Source organism: Streptomyces sp. NRRL S-455, from assembly GCF_000717875.1.
Classification (GTDB): Bacteria; Actinomycetota; Actinomycetes; order Streptomycetales; family Streptomycetaceae; genus Streptomyces.
Window position 1 is genome coordinate 228,918 of record NZ_JOCT01000013.1, and the last position, 17,761, is coordinate 246,678.

Annotated in this window: 14 protein-coding genes and 1 other RNA gene; all 15 read right to left on the reverse strand. The window is 70.8% G+C overall.

Annotation, left to right across the window (positions count from 1 at the left end):
* Window positions 1-229: 229 nt before the first annotated feature.
* Window positions 230-2,515: a HelD family protein gene (locus tag IE97_RS0119520; protein ID WP_030241865.1), complete on the reverse strand. Its 2,286-nt coding sequence runs from the start codon at window positions 2,513-2,515 to the stop codon at window positions 230-232.
* Window positions 2,516-2,575: 60 nt separating this feature from the next.
* Entirely contained in the window at window positions 2,576-3,409 is an 834-nt protein-coding gene (locus tag IE97_RS0119525; protein ID WP_324605804.1) for an anti-sigma factor family protein, read from the reverse strand.
* Window positions 3,409-3,930, reverse strand: coding sequence for a sigma-70 family RNA polymerase sigma factor (locus IE97_RS0119530; RefSeq protein WP_019056398.1), 522 nt, complete (start codon window positions 3,928-3,930; stop codon window positions 3,409-3,411). The genes IE97_RS0119525 and IE97_RS0119530 overlap by 1 nt, the downstream gene beginning before the upstream one ends.
* A 394-nt stretch (window positions 3,931-4,324) precedes the next feature.
* On the reverse strand, window positions 4,325-4,918 hold the full coding sequence (locus IE97_RS0119535; RefSeq protein WP_030241877.1) for a CGNR zinc finger domain-containing protein: 594 nt from the start codon (window positions 4,916-4,918) through the stop codon (window positions 4,325-4,327).
* A gap of 338 nt (window positions 4,919-5,256) precedes the next feature.
* The gene (locus IE97_RS0119540) at window positions 5,257-6,408 is read right to left on the reverse strand and encodes a uroporphyrinogen-III synthase (RefSeq protein ID WP_030241881.1); all 1,152 of its coding nucleotides are present in this window, start codon (window positions 6,406-6,408) and stop codon (window positions 5,257-5,259) included.
* Between the two features lie 194 nt (window positions 6,409-6,602).
* Complete coding sequence (locus IE97_RS0119545) at window positions 6,603-7,988, reverse strand: nitrate/nitrite transporter (RefSeq protein ID WP_030241886.1); 1,386 nt, start codon at window positions 7,986-7,988, stop codon at window positions 6,603-6,605.
* Window positions 7,989-8,176: 188 nt separating this feature from the next.
* Entirely contained in the window at window positions 8,177-9,379 is a 1,203-nt protein-coding gene (locus IE97_RS0119550) for an acyltransferase family protein (RefSeq protein ID WP_030241890.1), read from the reverse strand.
* A gap of 2 nt (window positions 9,380-9,381) precedes the next feature.
* Window positions 9,382-11,583, reverse strand: coding sequence for a bifunctional polysaccharide deacetylase/glycosyltransferase family 2 protein (locus IE97_RS0119555; protein WP_030241895.1), 2,202 nt, complete (start codon window positions 11,581-11,583; stop codon window positions 9,382-9,384).
* Window positions 11,584-11,868: 285 nt separating this feature from the next.
* Window positions 11,869-12,903: a hypothetical protein gene (locus IE97_RS38575; protein ID WP_234331833.1), complete on the reverse strand. Its 1,035-nt coding sequence runs from the start codon at window positions 12,901-12,903 to the stop codon at window positions 11,869-11,871.
* Window positions 12,904-13,140: 237 nt separating this feature from the next.
* Window positions 13,141-14,046, reverse strand: a complete 906-nt coding sequence (locus IE97_RS0119565) for a hypothetical protein (RefSeq protein ID WP_030241901.1) — start codon at window positions 14,044-14,046, stop codon at window positions 13,141-13,143.
* Window positions 14,047-14,058: 12 nt separating this feature from the next.
* The gene (locus IE97_RS0119570; protein ID WP_030241903.1) at window positions 14,059-14,304 is read right to left on the reverse strand and encodes a hypothetical protein; all 246 of its coding nucleotides are present in this window, start codon (window positions 14,302-14,304) and stop codon (window positions 14,059-14,061) included.
* 215 nt (window positions 14,305-14,519) lie between these two features.
* Window positions 14,520-14,924: a transfer-messenger RNA gene (gene ssrA / locus IE97_RS39630) on the reverse strand.
* Window positions 14,925-15,038: 114 nt separating this feature from the next.
* Complete coding sequence (gene smpB / locus IE97_RS0119575) at window positions 15,039-15,518, reverse strand: SsrA-binding protein SmpB (protein ID WP_030241905.1); 480 nt, start codon at window positions 15,516-15,518, stop codon at window positions 15,039-15,041.
* 46 nt (window positions 15,519-15,564) lie between these two features.
* On the reverse strand, window positions 15,565-16,734 hold the full coding sequence (locus IE97_RS0119580) for a S41 family peptidase (protein WP_199807012.1): 1,170 nt from the start codon (window positions 16,732-16,734) through the stop codon (window positions 15,565-15,567).
* A 68-nt stretch (window positions 16,735-16,802) separates the two neighbouring features.
* On the reverse strand, window positions 16,803-17,720 hold the full coding sequence (gene ftsX, locus IE97_RS0119585) for a permease-like cell division protein FtsX (protein ID WP_030241910.1): 918 nt from the start codon (window positions 17,718-17,720) through the stop codon (window positions 16,803-16,805).
* Between the last annotated feature and the right edge of the window lie 41 nt (window positions 17,721-17,761).

Consider the following 17,761-nt stretch of genomic DNA (forward strand, 5'->3'; position numbering starts at 1 on the left):
CGGAACAGGCAAACAAAAGAGACCCACGTCACTGATCGACGTGGGTCTCTTCGGAAGTCAGGTGGCACCGACCCGCCATGCTCGCCTCGCGGCAAGTGGTCGCTCGTAGCGACGATGGTTGGGCCCGGGGGCTTGGATCGGGCCGGTGCCACATCCAGGCTAACAAAGAGATCCCGTAAGGCCATTCCCGTACCGGGAGTTCATTTCGCCGCTGAGTGGGTAACCCGGCTCAGTCCCTGAGCAGATCCGGGATTCCCGCCCCGTCGGGCTCGTCCCGCTCCGCCGAGACGACCGTGAGCTGCTGCGTGGCGCGGGTCAGCGCGACATAGAGAACCCGCAGGCCGGCCGGTGACTCGTCGGCGATCTCCGCCGGGGAGACCACGACCGTCGCGTCGTACTCCAGCCCCTTCGCCTCCAGGCTGCCGAGCGCCACCACCCGGTCGCCCAGCCCGGCGAGCCAGCGGCGGGCCTCCTCACGGCGCTGCATGGCGACGACCACGCCGACCGTGCCGTCGACCCGCTCCAGCAGCCGGGCCGCCTCGGCGCGGACGGTTTCGGCCAAAGTGTCGCCGACGACCGTGAAACGGGGCTCGACGCCCGTGGAGCGGACCGCCTTCGGGGACACGGAGCCGGGCATCGCGAGGGCCAGCACCTTCGAGGCCAGCTCGGCGATCTCGGCCGGGTTGCGGTAGTTCACAGTGAGTTCGAAGCGGCGGCGCGGGCGGGTGCCGAGGGCCTCGTCGCGGGCCTCGGCGGCCTCGTCCGGGTCGGACCAGGAGGACTGGGCCGGGTCGCCGACGACCGTCCAGGTGGCGTGCCGGCCTCGGCGGCCGACCATGCGCCACTGCATCGGCGTGAGGTCCTGGGCCTCGTCGACGATGACGTGCGCGTACTCGGTCCGCTCCTGGGCGAGGCGCTCGGCCCGCTCGCGCTGCGACTCCTCGCGCACCGGCATCAGCTCCTCCAGGCCGGTGAGCTGGTCGAGCGGGTCGAGGTCACGCTTCTTGCGGGGGCGGGCCGGGGCGCCGAGGATCGCCTGGAGCTCGTCGAGCAGCGCGATGTCGTGCACGGAGCGGCCGTCGCGCCTGAGGGAGCGGGCGACCTTGCGGACCTCGCCGGGGTTGAGGATCCGCCGGGCCCAGCGGCCGAGGCGGCGTTCGTCGGCCATGGCGTCCAGGACGGCGGCCGGGGTCAGCTCGGGCCACCAGGCGTCGAGGAAGTCGATGAAGGCGTCCTCGGAGGTGATGTCCTCGTCGAAGGAGGAGCGCAGCTCGGCGGCAAGCTCCGGGTCGGTGTGCCGGCCGGCCGCGCCGGACCGCTCCCACAGGGCGTCCAGGAGAAGCCTGCGGGCACGGGGGCGGAGCAGGTTGACGGGGGCGGTGCCGCCGAGGGCGGCGCGGCGGATGTCCGCCAGCTCCTCGGCCTCCAGCTCCAGGCGGCGGCCGAAGGCGACCACGCGCAGCCGGGTCGGTGAGCCGTTCAGCTCCAGGGCGCCGCGCGCGGCCTTGCGCAGCACCTTGAGCATGCGGGACGAGCCCTTGGCGCGGGCCGTGGACGGTGAGTCGTAGAGCGTGGCCTCGGCCCCGTCGACCAGGGAGCCGATGGCGCGGATGGCGACCTGGCCCTCCTCGCCGAGGGAGGGCAGCACTCCCTCGGTGTAGGCGACGAGCAGCGGGGTCGGCGAGACGATCAGGATGCCGCCCGCGTACCGGCGCCGGTCCTGGTAGAGGAGGTAGGCGGCGCGGTGCAGGGCGACGGCGGTCTTGCCGGTGCCGGGGCCGCCCTCGACGTAGGTGACGGAGGCGGCGGGGGCGCGGATGACCAGGTCCTGCTCGGCCTGGATGGAGGCGACGATGTCGCGCATGGTGTGGCTGCGGGCCTGGCCGAGGGCGGCCATCAGGGCGCCGTCGCCGATGACGGGCAGCTCGTGGCCGTCGTGGTAGGCCTTCAGCTCGGGCCGCATCAGGTCGTCCTCGACGCCGAGCACCCTGCGGCCCTTGGAGCGGATGACCCGGCGGCGGACGACCCGGCCGGGGTCGACCGGGGTGGAGCGGTAGAAGGGGGCGGCGGCCGGGGCGCGCCAGTCGATCACCAGCGGCGTGTAGTCCTGGTCGAGGACGCCGATGCGGCCGATGTGCAGGGTCTCGGCGATGTCGGCGGTGTTGTCCTCCCGGACCGCGCCCTCGGCGGGCTCGACCGCGGTGTACGCGCCGTCGGGGCCCTTCTTGCCGTCCTTGCCGAGGAGCAGGTCGATACGGCCGAAGAGGAAGTCCTCGAACTCGTTGTTGAGCCGGTTGAGGTGGATGCCCGCGCGGAAGACCTGCGCGTCCCGCTCGGCCAGCGCGCCGGGCGTTCCGACCTGGCCGCGCCGGGCCGCGTCGTGCATGAGGAACTCCGCCTCGTGGATCTTCTCCTCGAGGCGTCGGTACACCCGGTCCAGGTGCTCCTGTTCGACGCTGATCTCTCTGTCTCGCAGGGAGTCGAGCGCGGTTCCCTGTTGAGCCTGAGCGGCCACCGGGCCCCCTTCTGACGTGCTGGGCAGCCGTCTACCGTACGCGAAGGGGGCCCGCGAAGGCTACGCGTCGACCTCGACGAGCCGCTTGCCGTCGAATTCCACGACCTCGAAGCGGTCGATCTGGTTCGGGTCGAACGCGGCGCCGCCCTGGACGTAGAGGGGTTCCTTGGCCTTGTCGGTCTTGGCGTCCGGGATGCCGTAGCCCCACTCCGGGACGGACCAGGAGGCCAGGGTCTCCCGCTCGCCGTTCTTGCCGACCGCGACGAGAGCGCACTTCAGCGGGCCCTTGAGGTTCTTCAGCTCCAGGACCGCGCCCGTGCCCCAGTCCTTCTTCTGGAGGGCGACCGTCGCGGTGACCTTGCTGGTCGGGTCGGTCGCGGTGATCTTGTCGGTGATGCCGTCGAAGGCTTCCTTGGCGGGGCTCGACGCGAGCGTGCGGTTCTCCGCGCCGCCGCCACCGTCACCGCCGCTGTTGGTCGCGACCGCGACGAACGGACCGCCGATGATCAGCGCGCCGGCCGCGGCCACCATGTAGAAGCTGCGGCGGCGCTTCTGGGCGCGGCGTTCGGCGACCTCGTCGACCAGCTTCTCGACCAGGCGCGGCCGGGGCTTGGCCGACAGCGAGTCCCCGATCGCGGGGGTGCTGCCGGAGCCGGGCAGATCGGCGAGGGCGGCGAGCATCGGCTCCATGCCGGCCAGCTCGTCGAGCTGCTGGGCGCACCATTCACAGGTCGCGAGGTGGGCTTCGAAAGCGGTTGCTTCGGCGTCGTCGAGGATGCCGAGGGCGTAAGCGCCGACGGTCTCGTGCTCGTTCGGCACCGGAGACTCCTGCATGGGACCAGACATACCCATGCCTCCCGTACCGAACCCTTGGTTACCCCCGTAAACACTCATCACGCCGTCACCCCCCGCTCCTCCAGTGCGAGTTTCATCGAACGCAGGGCGTAGAAGACCCTGGAGCGGACGGTGCCGCTGGGTATGCCCAGGGTCTCGGCCGCCTCGTTGACGGTACGCCCCTTGAAGTACGTCTCGACGAGCACCTCCCGGTGAGCCGGGGTCAGGTCGTCGAGTGCGTCCGAGAGGGTCATCAGCCACAGCGCCTTGTCGATCTCGTCCTCCGCGGGGATGACCTCCAGCGGCGACGGGTCGACCTCCTGCGGCCGGGCCTGCCGGCTGCGGTGGCCGTCGATGACGATGCGCCGGGCGACCGTCACCAGCCAGGGGCGTACCGATCCGGTCGCCCGATTGAGCTGACCGGCGTTCTTCCAGGCACGGATGAGCGTCTCCTGGACGACGTCCTCGGCGCGCTGCCGGTCTCCGGCGACCAGGCGCAGGACGTACGCCAGCAGGGGGCCGGCGTGTTCTCTGTAGAGCGCACGCATCAGCTCCTCGTCGGGTTCCGAGGACTGGGACATGCGATGTCGGGCCCTCGGTGCTCGTTCATTGGCCACGACGGAATCCTTGCGCACGCCCACCTCCGATGTCCGGGGGTTCCCCCAGTCGGTCGCTCGACATGCCGTACGGAAGCGAGGCGTTGGGCGTTCAAAGAGGCGCGACAGTTTTCTTCGAAGTGACGTGACGAGGGGGACATGAGGTCACATTCCCACCCCGCGTTCTTTACATTTCCGCCACATCGGCACTATCAAGCCAGCGTTTCCCTACGGGAGCGTAGGTAAACGGCATGTAACGCAAATCACTTCGGCAGTGCGGCCGCAGAAGTCGCATTTAGGACAGGGGATTTGACTGCTGTGGGCACGCAAATCCTTTGCGTGGCCGGGCAAAAGGGAATTAGGGCCCTTCTGATGGGCCCTAAGTCCGCGCCAGTGCCGCGCGGCGGCGATGCCGGGCGACGCGTTCGCGGTTCCCGCAGACCTCACTGGAACACCAGCGCCTCCGGCGTCCCCGGGAGGTGTCGAGGTACACGATCGGGCAGTTGTCGCCCTCGCACTGGCGCAGGGCCGCGCGGGCGACGGGGTCGGTGAGCAGGTCTACGGCGTCCCGGGCGACGGCCGCGAGCAGGGCGGCGCAGTCGGGCGGGCCGTCCAACCGCCGTACGAGTTCACCGTCCAGGTCGCGGACGGCGCGCGGAGCGGGGGGCGCGGTACGGGCGAGGTCGTTGACGCGGGCGAGCGCGAAGTCGTCCGCCCGGGCGGCGGGCCTCGACCAGCCGCGCACCAACCGGTCCGTCTGGCCTCGCAGTTCGTGGAAGGCGGCCAGCCAGGCGGCGTCGACGTGGGTCAGCGCGGTGCCCGCCGGGACGAGCCCCGAGCCGGAGATCCAGGCGCGCAGCACGTCCACGGAGCCGAGGCGCTCCTCCGGGTGGGTGGTGGAGAGCAGATCCAGGCAGATCCGCCCGGCATCGAACCGCAGCTCGTAGGGGGCCGTGGCCGTACCCAGTGCCATGTGCCTGTCACCGCCTAGAGGTTCCCCTCGGACGCGAGAGGTTCGGTGAGATGCCAGTGAGAGGGCTGGGAAACCGTTCCCTCTTACAGTGCCTGCCCACCGCCGCGCCGGAAACCCCTCGCGCGGGCCGGGCCTGACGGGCCGCTCCGCGCGGGCGCGCGTTCCGGCCAGCGCCCGACGGCCCGCGATGGCGCGCGACCCGAGCCCCTGAGCGCTCGCGGCTCACACGCCCCCGGCGTCACACCCCGAGCAACACGCGGCTCACGCCCGGGCGTTGGCCGCCTCGGGCGCTCGGTGTGCCTCGTCGTGGCGGATTGTCGCCCAACCCGCGGGGCGCCTCACGCGTCCGCGTACTTCGACTCCGCCACCGGGTCCAAGGCCAGGCGGTACCCCCGCTTGACCACCGTCTGGATCAGTTTCGGGGTGCCGAGGGCCGTGCGGAGCCGGGCCATGGCCGTTTCCACCGCGTGTTCGTCGCGGCCGGCCCCGGGCAGGGCACGCAGCAGTTCCGCACGGGCGACCACCCAGCCGGGCCGGCGGGCGAGGGCGCGGAGCAGGGACATGCCGGCGGGCGGTACCGGCTTGAGGTCGCCGTCGACCAGGACCGCGTGGCCCCGGATCTCCACCCGGTGCCCCGCGATCGGCAGCGAGCGCGCCCGAGTGGGCAGTTCCTGGCAGAGGAGCTGGACGAGGGGGCCGAGCCGGAAGCGCTCGGGCTGGACCGTGTCGACGCCGTGTGCCTGGAGCGGCAGGGCGGTGACCGGGCCCACGCAGGCCGGCAGCACGTCGTGGCCCAGGGCGGCCAGGACGTCCGCGACGAGTCCGCGCTCCTCGGCCCGGGACAGCAGGGAGGCCGCCGCCGGGGCGCTGGTGAAGGTCAGCGCGTCCAGGCCCCGCGAGACCGTCGCGTCGAGAAGACGGTCCACCGGCCCGATGTCATCCGGCGGCATCCACCGGTAGACGGGCACGCCGACGACCTCGGCACCGCCCTCGCGCAGTGCCTCGACGAACCCGGGCAGCGGCTCACCGTGCAGCTGGACGGCGATCCGCTGACCGTCGACGCCCTCCTCCAGCAGCCGGTCCAGCACCTCCGCCATGGACTCCGACGACGGCGACCACTCCTCGGTCAGCCCGGCGGCCCGTACCGCGCCCTTGACCTTGGGCCCGCGAGCCATGATCCGTACGCGGCCCAGCCGTGACAGCAGGTCGTCGCCGAGCCCCCAGCCGTCGGCGGCCTCGACCCAGCCCCGGAAGCCGATCGCGGTGGTGGCCACCACGATGTCCGGCACCTGCCCGATGATGTCCTTCGTCGCGGCCAGCAACTCACTGTCGTCGGAGAGCGGCACGATCCGCAGGGCAGGGGCGTGCAGGACGGCGGCACCGCGTCGCTGCAGCAGCGCCCCGAGCTCATCGGCCCGGCGCGCGGCCGTGACACCCACGGTGAAGCCGGCCAGTGGCCCGTGGTCCGGTCGCTGTTCTTTCTGGTACATGGCTCTCGTCCCGCACTCGAGTCGTCGTACTTCATGGGTACGGCGTACCTACATGCCGATCGAGCCTGTCAACGGCTCGTGACAGGCTCGGATCGGCTTGATGTCGTCAGTGTTACCGATGCCGCCTTCCGCCGTGACCGACGGCTGTGGGCTCGGCCGCGGGGCCGGGGGTTGCCCCCCGGGTCAGCACAGCGTCACACCTCGGCGTAGCTGAGCTGCGGCTTCGCCTCCGACGTCGCCGTGGTCACGGGTACCCGCGGGGCCGTACGGCGAAGGTATACGGCCCAGGTGACCGCGAAGCAGACCGCGTAGAAGGCGAGGAAGGCGACGAACGCGCCGGTGCCGGAGCCGTAGGAGAGGAACGACTGGCGGAAGGCGAGGTTGATGCCGACGCCGCCGAGCGCGCCGACCGCGCCGATGAGTCCCATGGAGGCCCCGGAGAGCCGGCGCCCGTACGCCGCGGCCTCCTCGCCCTGCAGCCCCTTGGCCAGCGCCTTGTTCTGGAAGATGCCCGGGATCATCTTGAACGTCGAGCCGTTGCCGAGCCCGCTGAGTACGAACAGCACCACGAAGGCCACGGTGAACAGGGCCAGCGACTTCTCCATGGAGGCGCCGATCAGGACCGCCGTCGCGACGCCCATCGCCACGTAGTTCCAGAGGCTGATCCTCGCGCCGCCGTACCGGTCGGCGAGCCAGCCGCCGAGCGGACGGATCAGCGAACCGAGCAGCGGGCCGATGAAGGTGACGTACGCGGCCTCCAGCGGCGTACGTCCGAACTGGTTCTGCAGGACCTGGCCGAAGGCGAAGCTGTAGCCGATGAAGGAGCCGAAGGTACCGATGTAGAGGAGGGACATGATCCAGGTGTGGCCGTCCCGGGCGGCGTCCTTGGCGGCACCGGTGTCGTTCTTGACGTTCTCCAGGTTGTCCATGAAGAGCGCGGCCATCACGGCGGCCACGACGATCAGCGGGATGTAGACGCCGAGCAGCACGCGCGGACCGCCGCCGGCGCCGATGATCGCGAGCGCGGCGAGCTGGATCACCGGTACGCCGATGTTGCCGCCGCCCGCGTTCAGGCCGAGGGCCCAGCCCTTCTTCCGCAGCGGGAAGAAGGCGTTGATGTTGGTCATGGAGGAGGCGAAGTTGCCACCGCCGACACCGGCCAGCAGGCCGACGAGCAGGAAGGTGGAGAAGGAGGTGCCCGGCTCCATCACGGTGAACGCGGCGACGGTCGGGATCAGCAGCATGGCGGCCGAGATGATCGTCCAGTTCCGGCCGCCGAAGATCGCCACGGCGAAGGTGTAGGGGACGCGGACGACGGCGCCGACGAGCGTGACCACCGAGGTCAGCATGAACTTGTCGGCGGGGGTCAGGCCGTACTCCGGGCCCATGAAGAGCACCAGCACGGACCACAGGGTCCAGATCGAGAATCCGATGTGCTCGGACAGGACGGAGAAGTAGAGGTTCCGGCGGGCGACCTTCTCTCCGGTCTCCTTCCAGAAGGTCTCGTTCTCCGGATCCCAGTGCTGGATCCAGCGTCCGCCCTTGCTCGGGGGTGCTGGTGCCGTGCCAGGGCCTGTCATGACGCCTCCACTGTGCTCAGGGGCCGGATCGTACTTCGAGTGACTGACCCCGAAGGTAGGGAGGGCGCGTTTCGTAGCTGTACCAGCGGGTGACCGCAAGGGAACTTTGCTCTCACCCCGCGCTCGGGCGGGATGAGAGGTTCCGCAGCGGGTGCCGGGGGGACGTTGTTGCTCCCCGACGACGGCGCTCAGCCGTGGGACGCCCGCCGCCGGCCGCCGCGTGTCCTCACTCGAGGCGCATCCGTCGGCCACCACCGAGGCCGCTGCCGCGCCGCCAGGTCCTCCACCCAGCCGAACGCCAGGACGCAGCAGCCGATCAGCACCCACACCACGACCAGCACCGGCCAGACACTCTCCAGCAGCCCGGGCACGTTCCGCTCCAGCATCTCGAAGCCCCACAGCCGGTCCCACAGGGTCGCGGCGACGAGGATGCAGATGTTGTGCCACAGGTAGACCGTCACGGCCCGGGAGTTGAGCAGGGCGATCGTCCCGGACCAGCGGCGCAGCCGGGGCGGCCACTCGGACCAGGACGGGCTGACGTGCAGCAGCAGCGACACCGTGCCGAAGGACCACAGGGCCTGTGCCGGCGGCATGCTGTCCAGGTCGTTGCCGGGACCGAAGCCGTGGTGCAGGGCGTACCAGAGGCCGGCCAGTGCGATGAGGGGCGCCACGGACGGGACGACGTAGCCCGGCAGCCGCCGCAGGACGCCCTCCTGGTGGGCCATGCCGAGGATCCAGCAGGCGCCGAAGGTGGAGAAGTCGGTGAGCGCCGAGGGGATCCGCTCACCGGGCAGGGCGAGCCAGCCCTGCCCGAAGGCGACGGCCAGGGCGATCGGCGCGAGGATCGTGACGGCCGGCAGCGCGCGCAGGGCCTTCAGCAGCAGGGGGGAGAGCAGGACGTACCAGAGGTAGGCGCGGACGTACCAGAGCGGGCCCGCGAGCTCCGCCGCCCAGTTCTCGCCGACGAAGCCGTGCAGGCCGGGCAGGCCCTCGGCGTACGGCGGGTCGCTGAGCGGGACGATCCAGAAGGCGAGGTGGAGCCACCACCAGCCGGGGTGCCCGTCGGCGTCCGGCCCCCAGCCCTGGAGCACCATGCCGGTCACACCGACGACACCCAGCAGCCACAGCGGAGGCAGCAGCCGCCGCATCCGGCCCCGGATCACCCGCACGGCGGACCGCTTGAGCGAGCGGGCCATGAGGTTGCCGGCGAGGGCGAACATCACGCCCATGGAGGGGAACAGCAGCGGCAGCCAGGCCCAGCCCGTCAGGTGGTACAGCACGACACGGAACAGGGCGAGGGCGCGCAGCAGGTCGAAGTACCGATCGCGGGCGGGTGCGGTGCCGGAGACCCGCTCTTCCTTCGGAGCCTCGGCCACGGGCGTCTGCTGCATGGTCACGTGGCGGACCTCCCGCCCACCGGCTGCCGGGGCGTACCGCTGCCCGGCCCGGGCAGGCCCACCGCGCCGGTGCGCCGGAGCTTCTGCCAGCGCAGCCGGCCGCCGGTGAGCGCGGTGATCCAGGACTGGAGGAGAACGACGTACATGAGCTGGCGGTACAGGAGCTGCTGGAGCGGGAGCGAGATCAGATGGGTCATGCGTTCCTTGTCGAGGTGGAACGCGTAGGCCGCGCACACCGCTTGCACCGCGAGGACGCCCAGCCAGGCGCCGATGGTCTTCTCCGTCGGGCCGAACACCAGCCCGTACAGCAGGAACACGTCGATCAGCGGGGCCAGCAGCGGCGCCACGACCATGAACATCGACACCAGCGGCAGGCCCACGCGGCCGAAGCGTCCCGAGTGGCCCCGGTCGAGCACGGACCGCCGGTGCTTCCAGATCGCCTGCATCGTGCCGTACGACCAGCGGTAGCGCTGGGACCACAACTGCTGCACCGACTCCGGGGCCTCGGTCCAGGCGATGGCCTTCTCCGCGTACACCACGTGCCAGCCGTCGCGGTGCATGGCCATCGTGATGTCGGTGTCCTCGGCGAGCGTGTCGTCGCTCATGCCTCCGACGCGTTCCAGCGCGCTCCGGCGGAACGCGCCGACCGCGCCGGGAATGGTCGGCATACAGCGCAGCACGTCGTACATCCGGCGGTCGAGGTTGAAGCCCATGACGTACTCGATGTGCTGCCACGCGCCGATGAGTCTGTTCCGGTTGCCGACCTTGGCGTTGCCTGCGACGGCGCCCACGCGCGGGTCGCCGAAGGGCTGCACCAGTTCGCGGACGGTGGCCGGCTCGAAGACCGTGTCGCCGTCCATCATCACGATCAGGTCGTACTTGGCGTTGGCGATGCCCCGGTTGAGGGCGGCGGGCTTGCCGGCGTTGAGCTGGCGGACGACGCGTACGCCGGGCAGGTCGAGGTCCTCGACGATGCGCGCGGTGCCGTCGCTCGACCCGTCGTCGATGACCAGCACCTCGATGGGATGGTCGCTCGCGACCAGGGACCGGACCGTCTGCTCGATGCACTTGGCCTCGTTGTAGGCGGGCACCAGGACGGACACCGGTTCGGTGACGGGGTCACCCCAGCGGAAGTTCCGGCGCCGGACCCGGCGGGAATGCGCGACGGACAGGATCAGCATCAGCCCGAGCCGCGCGAAGACCAGCACGCCGACGACGGCGAGCCCGGCGACGAGGATGTCGGTCGTCTTCTCGGAGGCCTGTACGAGGAAGACCCACGCCTCGCCCTTCAGCGACTCCAGCCCGGCGACCGGGGTGTGCGCGCTGGGGGCGTCCAGGGCGGCGGTGAGGGTGTTGAAGCGGTATCCGGTGCCCTTCAGGCCGGTGATGTACCGGTCGAGCGCGGCCACGGTCTGGGAGCGGTCGCCGCCGGAGTCGTGCATCAGCACGATGGCGCCCTCGCCGTTCTTCGGCGTGGAGTTGCGGATGATCTGGTTGACCCCGGGCCTGCGCCAGTCCTCGCTGTCGGTGTTGTTGACGACGGTGAGGTAGCCCTTGCTGCCGATGTACCGGGTCACCGGCCAGGTGTTGTTGTCGATGTTGTGGGAGAACGAGGAGTAGGGCGGGCGGAACAGCGAGGTGCGGATGCCGGCCGCCCCGGCCAGCGCGAGCTGGTTCTGCGACAGTTCCCAGTCGATGCGGTTCCTGCTCTGCAGTGACAGGTCCGGGTGGTTGAAGGTGTGCAGCCCGATCTCGTGGCCCTCGTCGACCATGCGCTGGACGAGGTCCGGATGACGGGAGGCCATGGTGCCGGTGATGAAGAAGACGGCGTGGGCGTCGTGCTTCTTCAGCACGTCGAGGATTCTGGGCGTCCACATCGGGTCCGGACCGTCGTCGAAGGTCAGCACCAGCTCACGGTCCGGGAGGTCCAGGCTGGTCGCCCGTCCTTCCCTGGTGTCGATGACGGGTCCGCCCTCGAGGATGTCCTTGGGGACCCGGTCGCTCGACGCGGGAGGTCCGACCCGGTGGTCGGCCAGTATCTCGCTGTGCACGTAGCCGCGCAGCATGAGCATCGCCATGAGGGCGACCAGGACGAGCAGGGGCAGCAGCAGACGCAGGGGCAGACGGCGGCGCGAGCGGTTGCGGGAACCGCCCTGGGCTCGGGTCGCGCGGCCGGGGCGGTGGGAACGGGTTGCCATCAGGGGTGGTACTCCGGGGTGGTGCGGGGACGGTGTGCCTGCGGTGAGGCGGCGGCGGGCCTGGGCCGGGCCCGGCGGTCGGCCGAGCGGGTCGGACCGGGTGGTGGATGCCGTCGGCGGGTGCGGGCGGAGGTGTGGCGGCCCGCGAGCGGGGCCGGCACGGGTGGGCCGGTGGGGTTGAGGGCGCGGCCCGGTCGGGCGGCGTGTACGACAGTGGAACCGCCGGCCGGGCCGGCACACCTGACGACGTGTCTGAGCGAAAGCCCGCAGGTCGCGCCGGGGCGGCTACGCCGCCGGCGACTCGGTGACCGGCTGGGGTTCCGCCGGATCGTCGGCGACCGGCTGGGGATCCGCCGGGCCGTTGGCGACCGGGCCGGTGTCACCGCCGCCGTCGCCGGTGCCCGTGGTCACGGTGGGCTCGGGCGTGGGTTCGGTCGTCGGTGTCGGGGCGGTGGCGGGCGTGTTCGGCGGGGCCGCCGACTTGCTCGGGGTCGGGTCGGTGACGCCGGTGCCCGGGGCCGGTGCGGTCCGGGTCGCGGCCGGCGAGGGCTTGGCGGTGGTGCCCGGACGGCCGGGGTCCGCGGCGTCCGCGGGGGCCGCGGGCCGGCGGGGGCTCACGCCGGGCGAGGGTGCCGTGGCCTCGTCGGTGGCCGGCGTGCTGCCCGGGGTCGCGGCTCCGGCGGACGCGCTCGGTGCCGACTGCTCCGGCTGGGGCGGGGTGTCGACCTGCGCCGCCGGCTGGTCCTCCTTCTGACCGGGTACGGGCAGCCAGGGCGCGTTGGAGTTGCCCGACAGCAGCGTGGCGACGATGACGACGGCGTATACGCCGCAGGCCAGCGCGACGGCCATGCCGATCCGGCGGTAGCGGCGGCTGCGGCGGCCGGACTCGTCGACGAACACGGGCCGGTCGGCGGCGGCTTCGGGGCCGGCGCCTTCCTTCACCTGCCGGACGAACCCGTCACCGAGCAGTACGGCGTCGAGCTGGACGGTGACCTCGTGCGGGTCGTGGGTGTGCTCGGCGGAGTCGTCGTCGGGCGGGGTGGCCCCGGCCGGCTCGGCGTCCTCCAGCCAGGGGTCACGGACGGCGGGCCCGGTCGAGGCGTCGGGGGCGGGCGAGTCGGGCCCGCCCTCGCTCTGCCGGGGGATGCCGCTCAGTCTCTCCGTCCCGGCGGGCAGCCTGCTGCCGGTCGCCTGGACGTCGCTCCCGGCGAAGACCTGCGTGGCTCGGCGGTCCCGGGCTCTGCCGTCCGAGGGGAGCTCTCCGGTCGTCACCGCGGCCTGGGGCCACTCGGGTTGGGCGTCTTCTCGCCACTGTGTCACGCGCACGCACTTCCCCCCACGGGATGGTTCAGGTGCGCGTACGACCTGAGCACTCGTCGTCGGACCCGGGCCCCCACCCGTTCCGAGCGCCCCCCATTACCACAACGTGCTCAGGAGTCGAATGTAGCGCACGCGCAGGTTCTGTGCGGACCGCGTGCCGAATCGTGGCATCCGTGAGACGCCCTGGGGACATCGTCCGTGGCCGGAAAACCCGGCCCGGGCGAGGGCCGGGAACCGTCAGGCTCCGGCACCCCGCTGAGGCCCCTCGCCCTGCCCCGTCGCCTTCCCACCACCCGGGACCTCCCCACCGGCGAGGTCCTTCGGCGGCCGCTGCCCCAGGCGGTGCCGCGGCACCGTCCGTACGGGCGGGCGCGTCAGCGTGATCTGCCGGACGACCTGCTGGAAGCAGGCCAGCGCCGCCAGCCCCGGCAGGGCCGCCGCCACGGTGCCGAGGACCGTCCTCGGCGCCTGGGCGACGCACAGCAGCACGGCGACACACGAGAAGACCAGGACCACGCACCAGGAGTGCACGGCACGCCGCTGGTGGAGCGCGGCCCGCAGCACGGAGAGGGAGGACACCAGCCAGGGTCCGTACACCAGCAGAGGCCACCAGGCGCGGAGGCCTCTGCCCGCGGGGGACACGGCGACGAGGCGCAAGGGGTCGTAGGCGACCATTCCGCTCAGCAGGCTCACGGCGGAAGCGACCACGGCCGCCAAGGCGGCGACGACGAAACTGGTGGTGCGGAGCAGCCCCGGGGCTCTGCGGGTACGGACTCTGCGGTGTCGCCGTGGGAGCTCCCGCACGGGCGGCAGTTCCTCGGTGATGTCCTGGAGCCGCCTCATGTGGCCGTCGGCGACGAGGTCCGCCGTCCCGTTCCGCGTCTCGTCACGGGGGCCGGGAATCCTGGGCCCCTGCTCCTCGTCGCGGAACTGCCCGTATTCCCTGCGGGCCTGCCTGGGCTCTCCGCGGCCCTGCCACTGTTCTCCGCGTGCCTGCCTGTGTTCCCCGAGGGCCTCCTCGAGGATGAACGCCAGCTCCTCGGCCGGGTCCCAGGTCGGGTCCGGCGGCGTGAGGGGCGTCACGAAATCCCGTGTCGGGGCCCGGTGCCGCCCGGTGCCGCCCTCGATTCCTTTGTCGTACATATGCAGGCCCGACTATTCCGCGAGCGCGAGAGCGGGCCATTCCGTCGCACTGGTCCACCGTCGGGCGAGATCGTTTTGCAGCACGCTCATGGCGTCGAGGAAGTCGCACAGCACCGGCTCGGTCACCTGCAACGTGACCGGGCAACCGCCTTTAGTCAGTGTGCCGTTGACTGTGGCCGACGAGTGCGCCGGAGCGGGAATGTAGGTGTATGGGCCGAGCGTTACCGCCCACCCGTCTTTCCTGGTCGCCTCGGTCATGTACCGACTAACCGTCGGCCCACTTCACCGGATGCGCGGCAAACGAGTGAAGGATTTCCCTGTTGAGCATCTTTTCCATGCGGCATCAGGAATCTCCATATCTCTGTATGAAGAACAGCAAATCGAGCGGGACGACGCGCCGGAGGTCCCGGGCGCCGGCCGCATGACACAGGCCCCGCCGCTCGAAAGCGACGGGGCCTGTGCCCACATGGGATGAGTGGAGATGGCGGGAATCGAACCCGCGTCCAACGGTGCAGAACCAGGGCTTCTCCGTGTGCAGTCGGCTGTGCTTTTCTCGGCCCCGGAGATCACGCCGACAAGTCTCCGACGGGCCCAGTCACTGTGTGGTTTCCCTCTTCACCCCGTGACCGGGATCAAGGTTTAGTTCCCTAGCTGATGCCAGGATCCGGGTCGGGAACACCCCCGGGCTGACACTCCCTTTAAGTAGGGGAGCCGCTGCTCGCTACCTGAAGATCAGGCAGCGAGGGCGAGCTCGCCCTGGGAGACAGATCGCTTGGAATTGGCGATTATTTTTCTCGGCCTGTGGTTTACGAGATCATGGCCGCTTCCTCGACACGCTTCCCCTGCTTCGACAGCCGCTGTCGAAACCGATCATCCCCATGTTGATTTTTCAATCGTGCCCCACGCGGGGGCTCGCACCCGCTGTGAGGTGCAGGTGCCATCGTACGTGAACAACACCCGACCATGCCACCCTATTCCCCGTGCCGGGGACCTTACGCCCGGGCCTTCCGGCGTACCGCCGAGATCGCCCGCTCGGTCTCGCGCCGGTCCTGCTTCTCGCGGAGCGCCTGGCGCTTGTCGTACTCCTTCTTGCCCTTCGCCAGCGCGATCTCGACCTTGGCGCGGCCGTCCTTGAAGTACAGCGCGAGGGGCACGATGGTGTGCCCCGTCTCCTGGGACTTGGACTCCAGCTTGTCGATCTCGGCGCGGTGCAGGAGCAGCTTCCGCTTGCGGCGGGCGCTGTGGTTGGTCCAGGTGCCCTGGCTGTACTCGGGCACGTGCACGTTGTGCAGCCACGCCTCGTGCCCGTCCATCTGCACGAAGCCGTCGGCCAGCGACGCTCGTCCCTGGCGCAGCGACTTCACCTCGGTCCCGGTGAGGACCAGGCCGGCCTCGTAGGTGTCGATGATGAGGTAGTCGTGCCGCGCCTTCTTGTTCTGCGCGATCAGCTTGCGCCCTTTTTCCTTAGCCATAGTGCCGCCCATTTTCGCACTACGGAGGGGGCCTGCGGGAAGTCGATTACGAAGGGGCCGCGAGACCGCGCAGCACGGTCTCGGCTCGCTGGAGGGCTCCTTCGTCGGCCTCCAGGTCAGGGGTGATGCCCCGGCCGTCCACCCCGCGGCCCGAGGGGGTGCGGTAGTGCCCGACGGTCAGCTCCGCCACGGAGCCGTCGGGCAGCCGGCTCGGCATCTGGACCGAGCCCTTGCCGAAGGTCCGGGAACCCACGACGAGCGCCCGTCCGCGGTCCTGGACGGCGCCGGTGAGGAGTTCGCCCGCGCTCATCGTCCCGCCGTCGACGAGGGTGACCAGGGGCCTCGTCGTGTCGCCGCCGGGCTCGGCGTGCAGGGCACGCTGCTCGCCGTCGACGTCGTACGTGGCGACCAGACCGCCGTCGAGGAAGGCGGAGGCGGCGGTGACGGCCTCGGTGACCAGGCCACCGGAGTTGCCGCGCAGGTCGAGGACGACGCCGGCGCCGGGCGGGGCCTGCCGGACGGCCTCGCGGACCTGGTCACCGGAGCCCTTGGTGAAGGTGTCGACCCGGATGAGGGTGACCGGGCCCGGCAGCTCCCGGACGGTGACCGAGTCCGTGGACAGCTGGGCGCGGCGCAGGGTCTCGGTCCAGGTCCGCGTGCCGCGCTCCAGACCGAGGCGGACGGCGGTGCCGGCGGGTGCGTCGGTGGTGTCGCCGCGCAGTAACGAGACGACCTCGGTGACGGGCCGGCCGTCGGTCTTCCGGCCGTCGACGCTGCGCAGCAGGTCCCCGGGGCGGATCCCGGCGGTGGCGGCGGGCGAGCCGGCGCGCACCCTCGTGACCTCGATGCGGCCGTCGCCCGCACTGCGTGCCCACAGTCCGACGCCGGTGTACTGGCCGTCGAGGGTCTCCTCGAACTCCTCGTACTCACCCCGGGAGTAGACAGCACCCCAGCGGTCGCCACTGCGGCTGACGGCGCGCTTCGCGGCCTCCATGGGGGACTTGCCGTCGGCCATGGCCTCCTCGGCCGCCCTGGCGACGTCCGCCTGGTGCCCGGCGGGGACGGTCGAACGGGCCTCGTCCGGCGCGGACTTGCGGTCGGCCTGCGGGAGGGCTCCGGTGGCCGCGCCCGCGACGAGAACACTCGTGAACAGCAAGGTCAGGGCGGCCCCGCGGCGAATGTGGCGGGGCCGACAGAACGGGTCACGACCTGACATGCCGGTGAGTCTAGGACAGAGCGAAGGGCCGTACGGTCGCTTGTCCGTACGGCCCCGGTTGGGATGCGTCACACCTTCAAGTACTTGCGCAGCGCGAAGAACGCGGCCAACGCGGGCATCAGCAGGCTCGTCGCGAGGATGAGCGGCAGTTTCGTGAGAACGGCGTCCCAGCCGATGAAGTTGATCAGGTTCAGCTTCTCGGACAGCGCCAGACCGTGGTCGATGATGAAGTATCTGGCCATCAGCAGGAACCCGCACGCGAGCGTACCGCCGATGAGTCCGGCGACCGCGGCCTCCATGATGAACGGCGCCTGGATGTAGAAGCCCGAGGCGCCGACCAGGCGCATGATGCCGGTCTCACGCCGCCGGCTGAACGCCGATACGCGCACGGTGTTGACGATCAGCATCAGCGCGACCACGAGCATGAGTGCCATCACCGCCCGCGCGGCCCAGTTCATGCCGTTGAGAAGACCGAACAGATTGTCCAGGATGCCCTTTTGATCCTGCACGGACTGCACGCCGTCCCGGCCGTCGAAGGCGGTGGCGATGACCTGGTACTTCTGCGGGTCCTTCAGCTTGATGCGGTACGACTCCTGCATCTGGTCCGGCGTGAGGGAGCTGGCCAGCGGGGAGTCGCCGAACTGCTCCTTGTAGTGCTTGTACGCCTGGTCCTGCGACTCGTACGTGACCGTCTGGACGACGCCCATCTTGTCGAGGTCGGCCTTGATCTGCTGCTTCTGGTCGTCCGTCACGGCACCCTTGGCGCAGTTCGGGTCGGACTCGGCGTCGCTCTTGTTGCAGAGGAAGATCGAGACGTTGACCTTGTCGTACCAGTAGCCCTTCATGGTGTTGACCTGGTCGCTCATCAGGAGCGACCCGCCGAACAGGGCGAGCGACAGGGCGACGGAGACGATGACGGCGAAGGTCATCGTCAGGTTGCGGCGGAGACCGACGCCGATCTCCGACAGGACGAACTGGGCGCGCATGGCGGCTGGTTATGCCTTTCCGTGGATCTCGGGATGCGGTC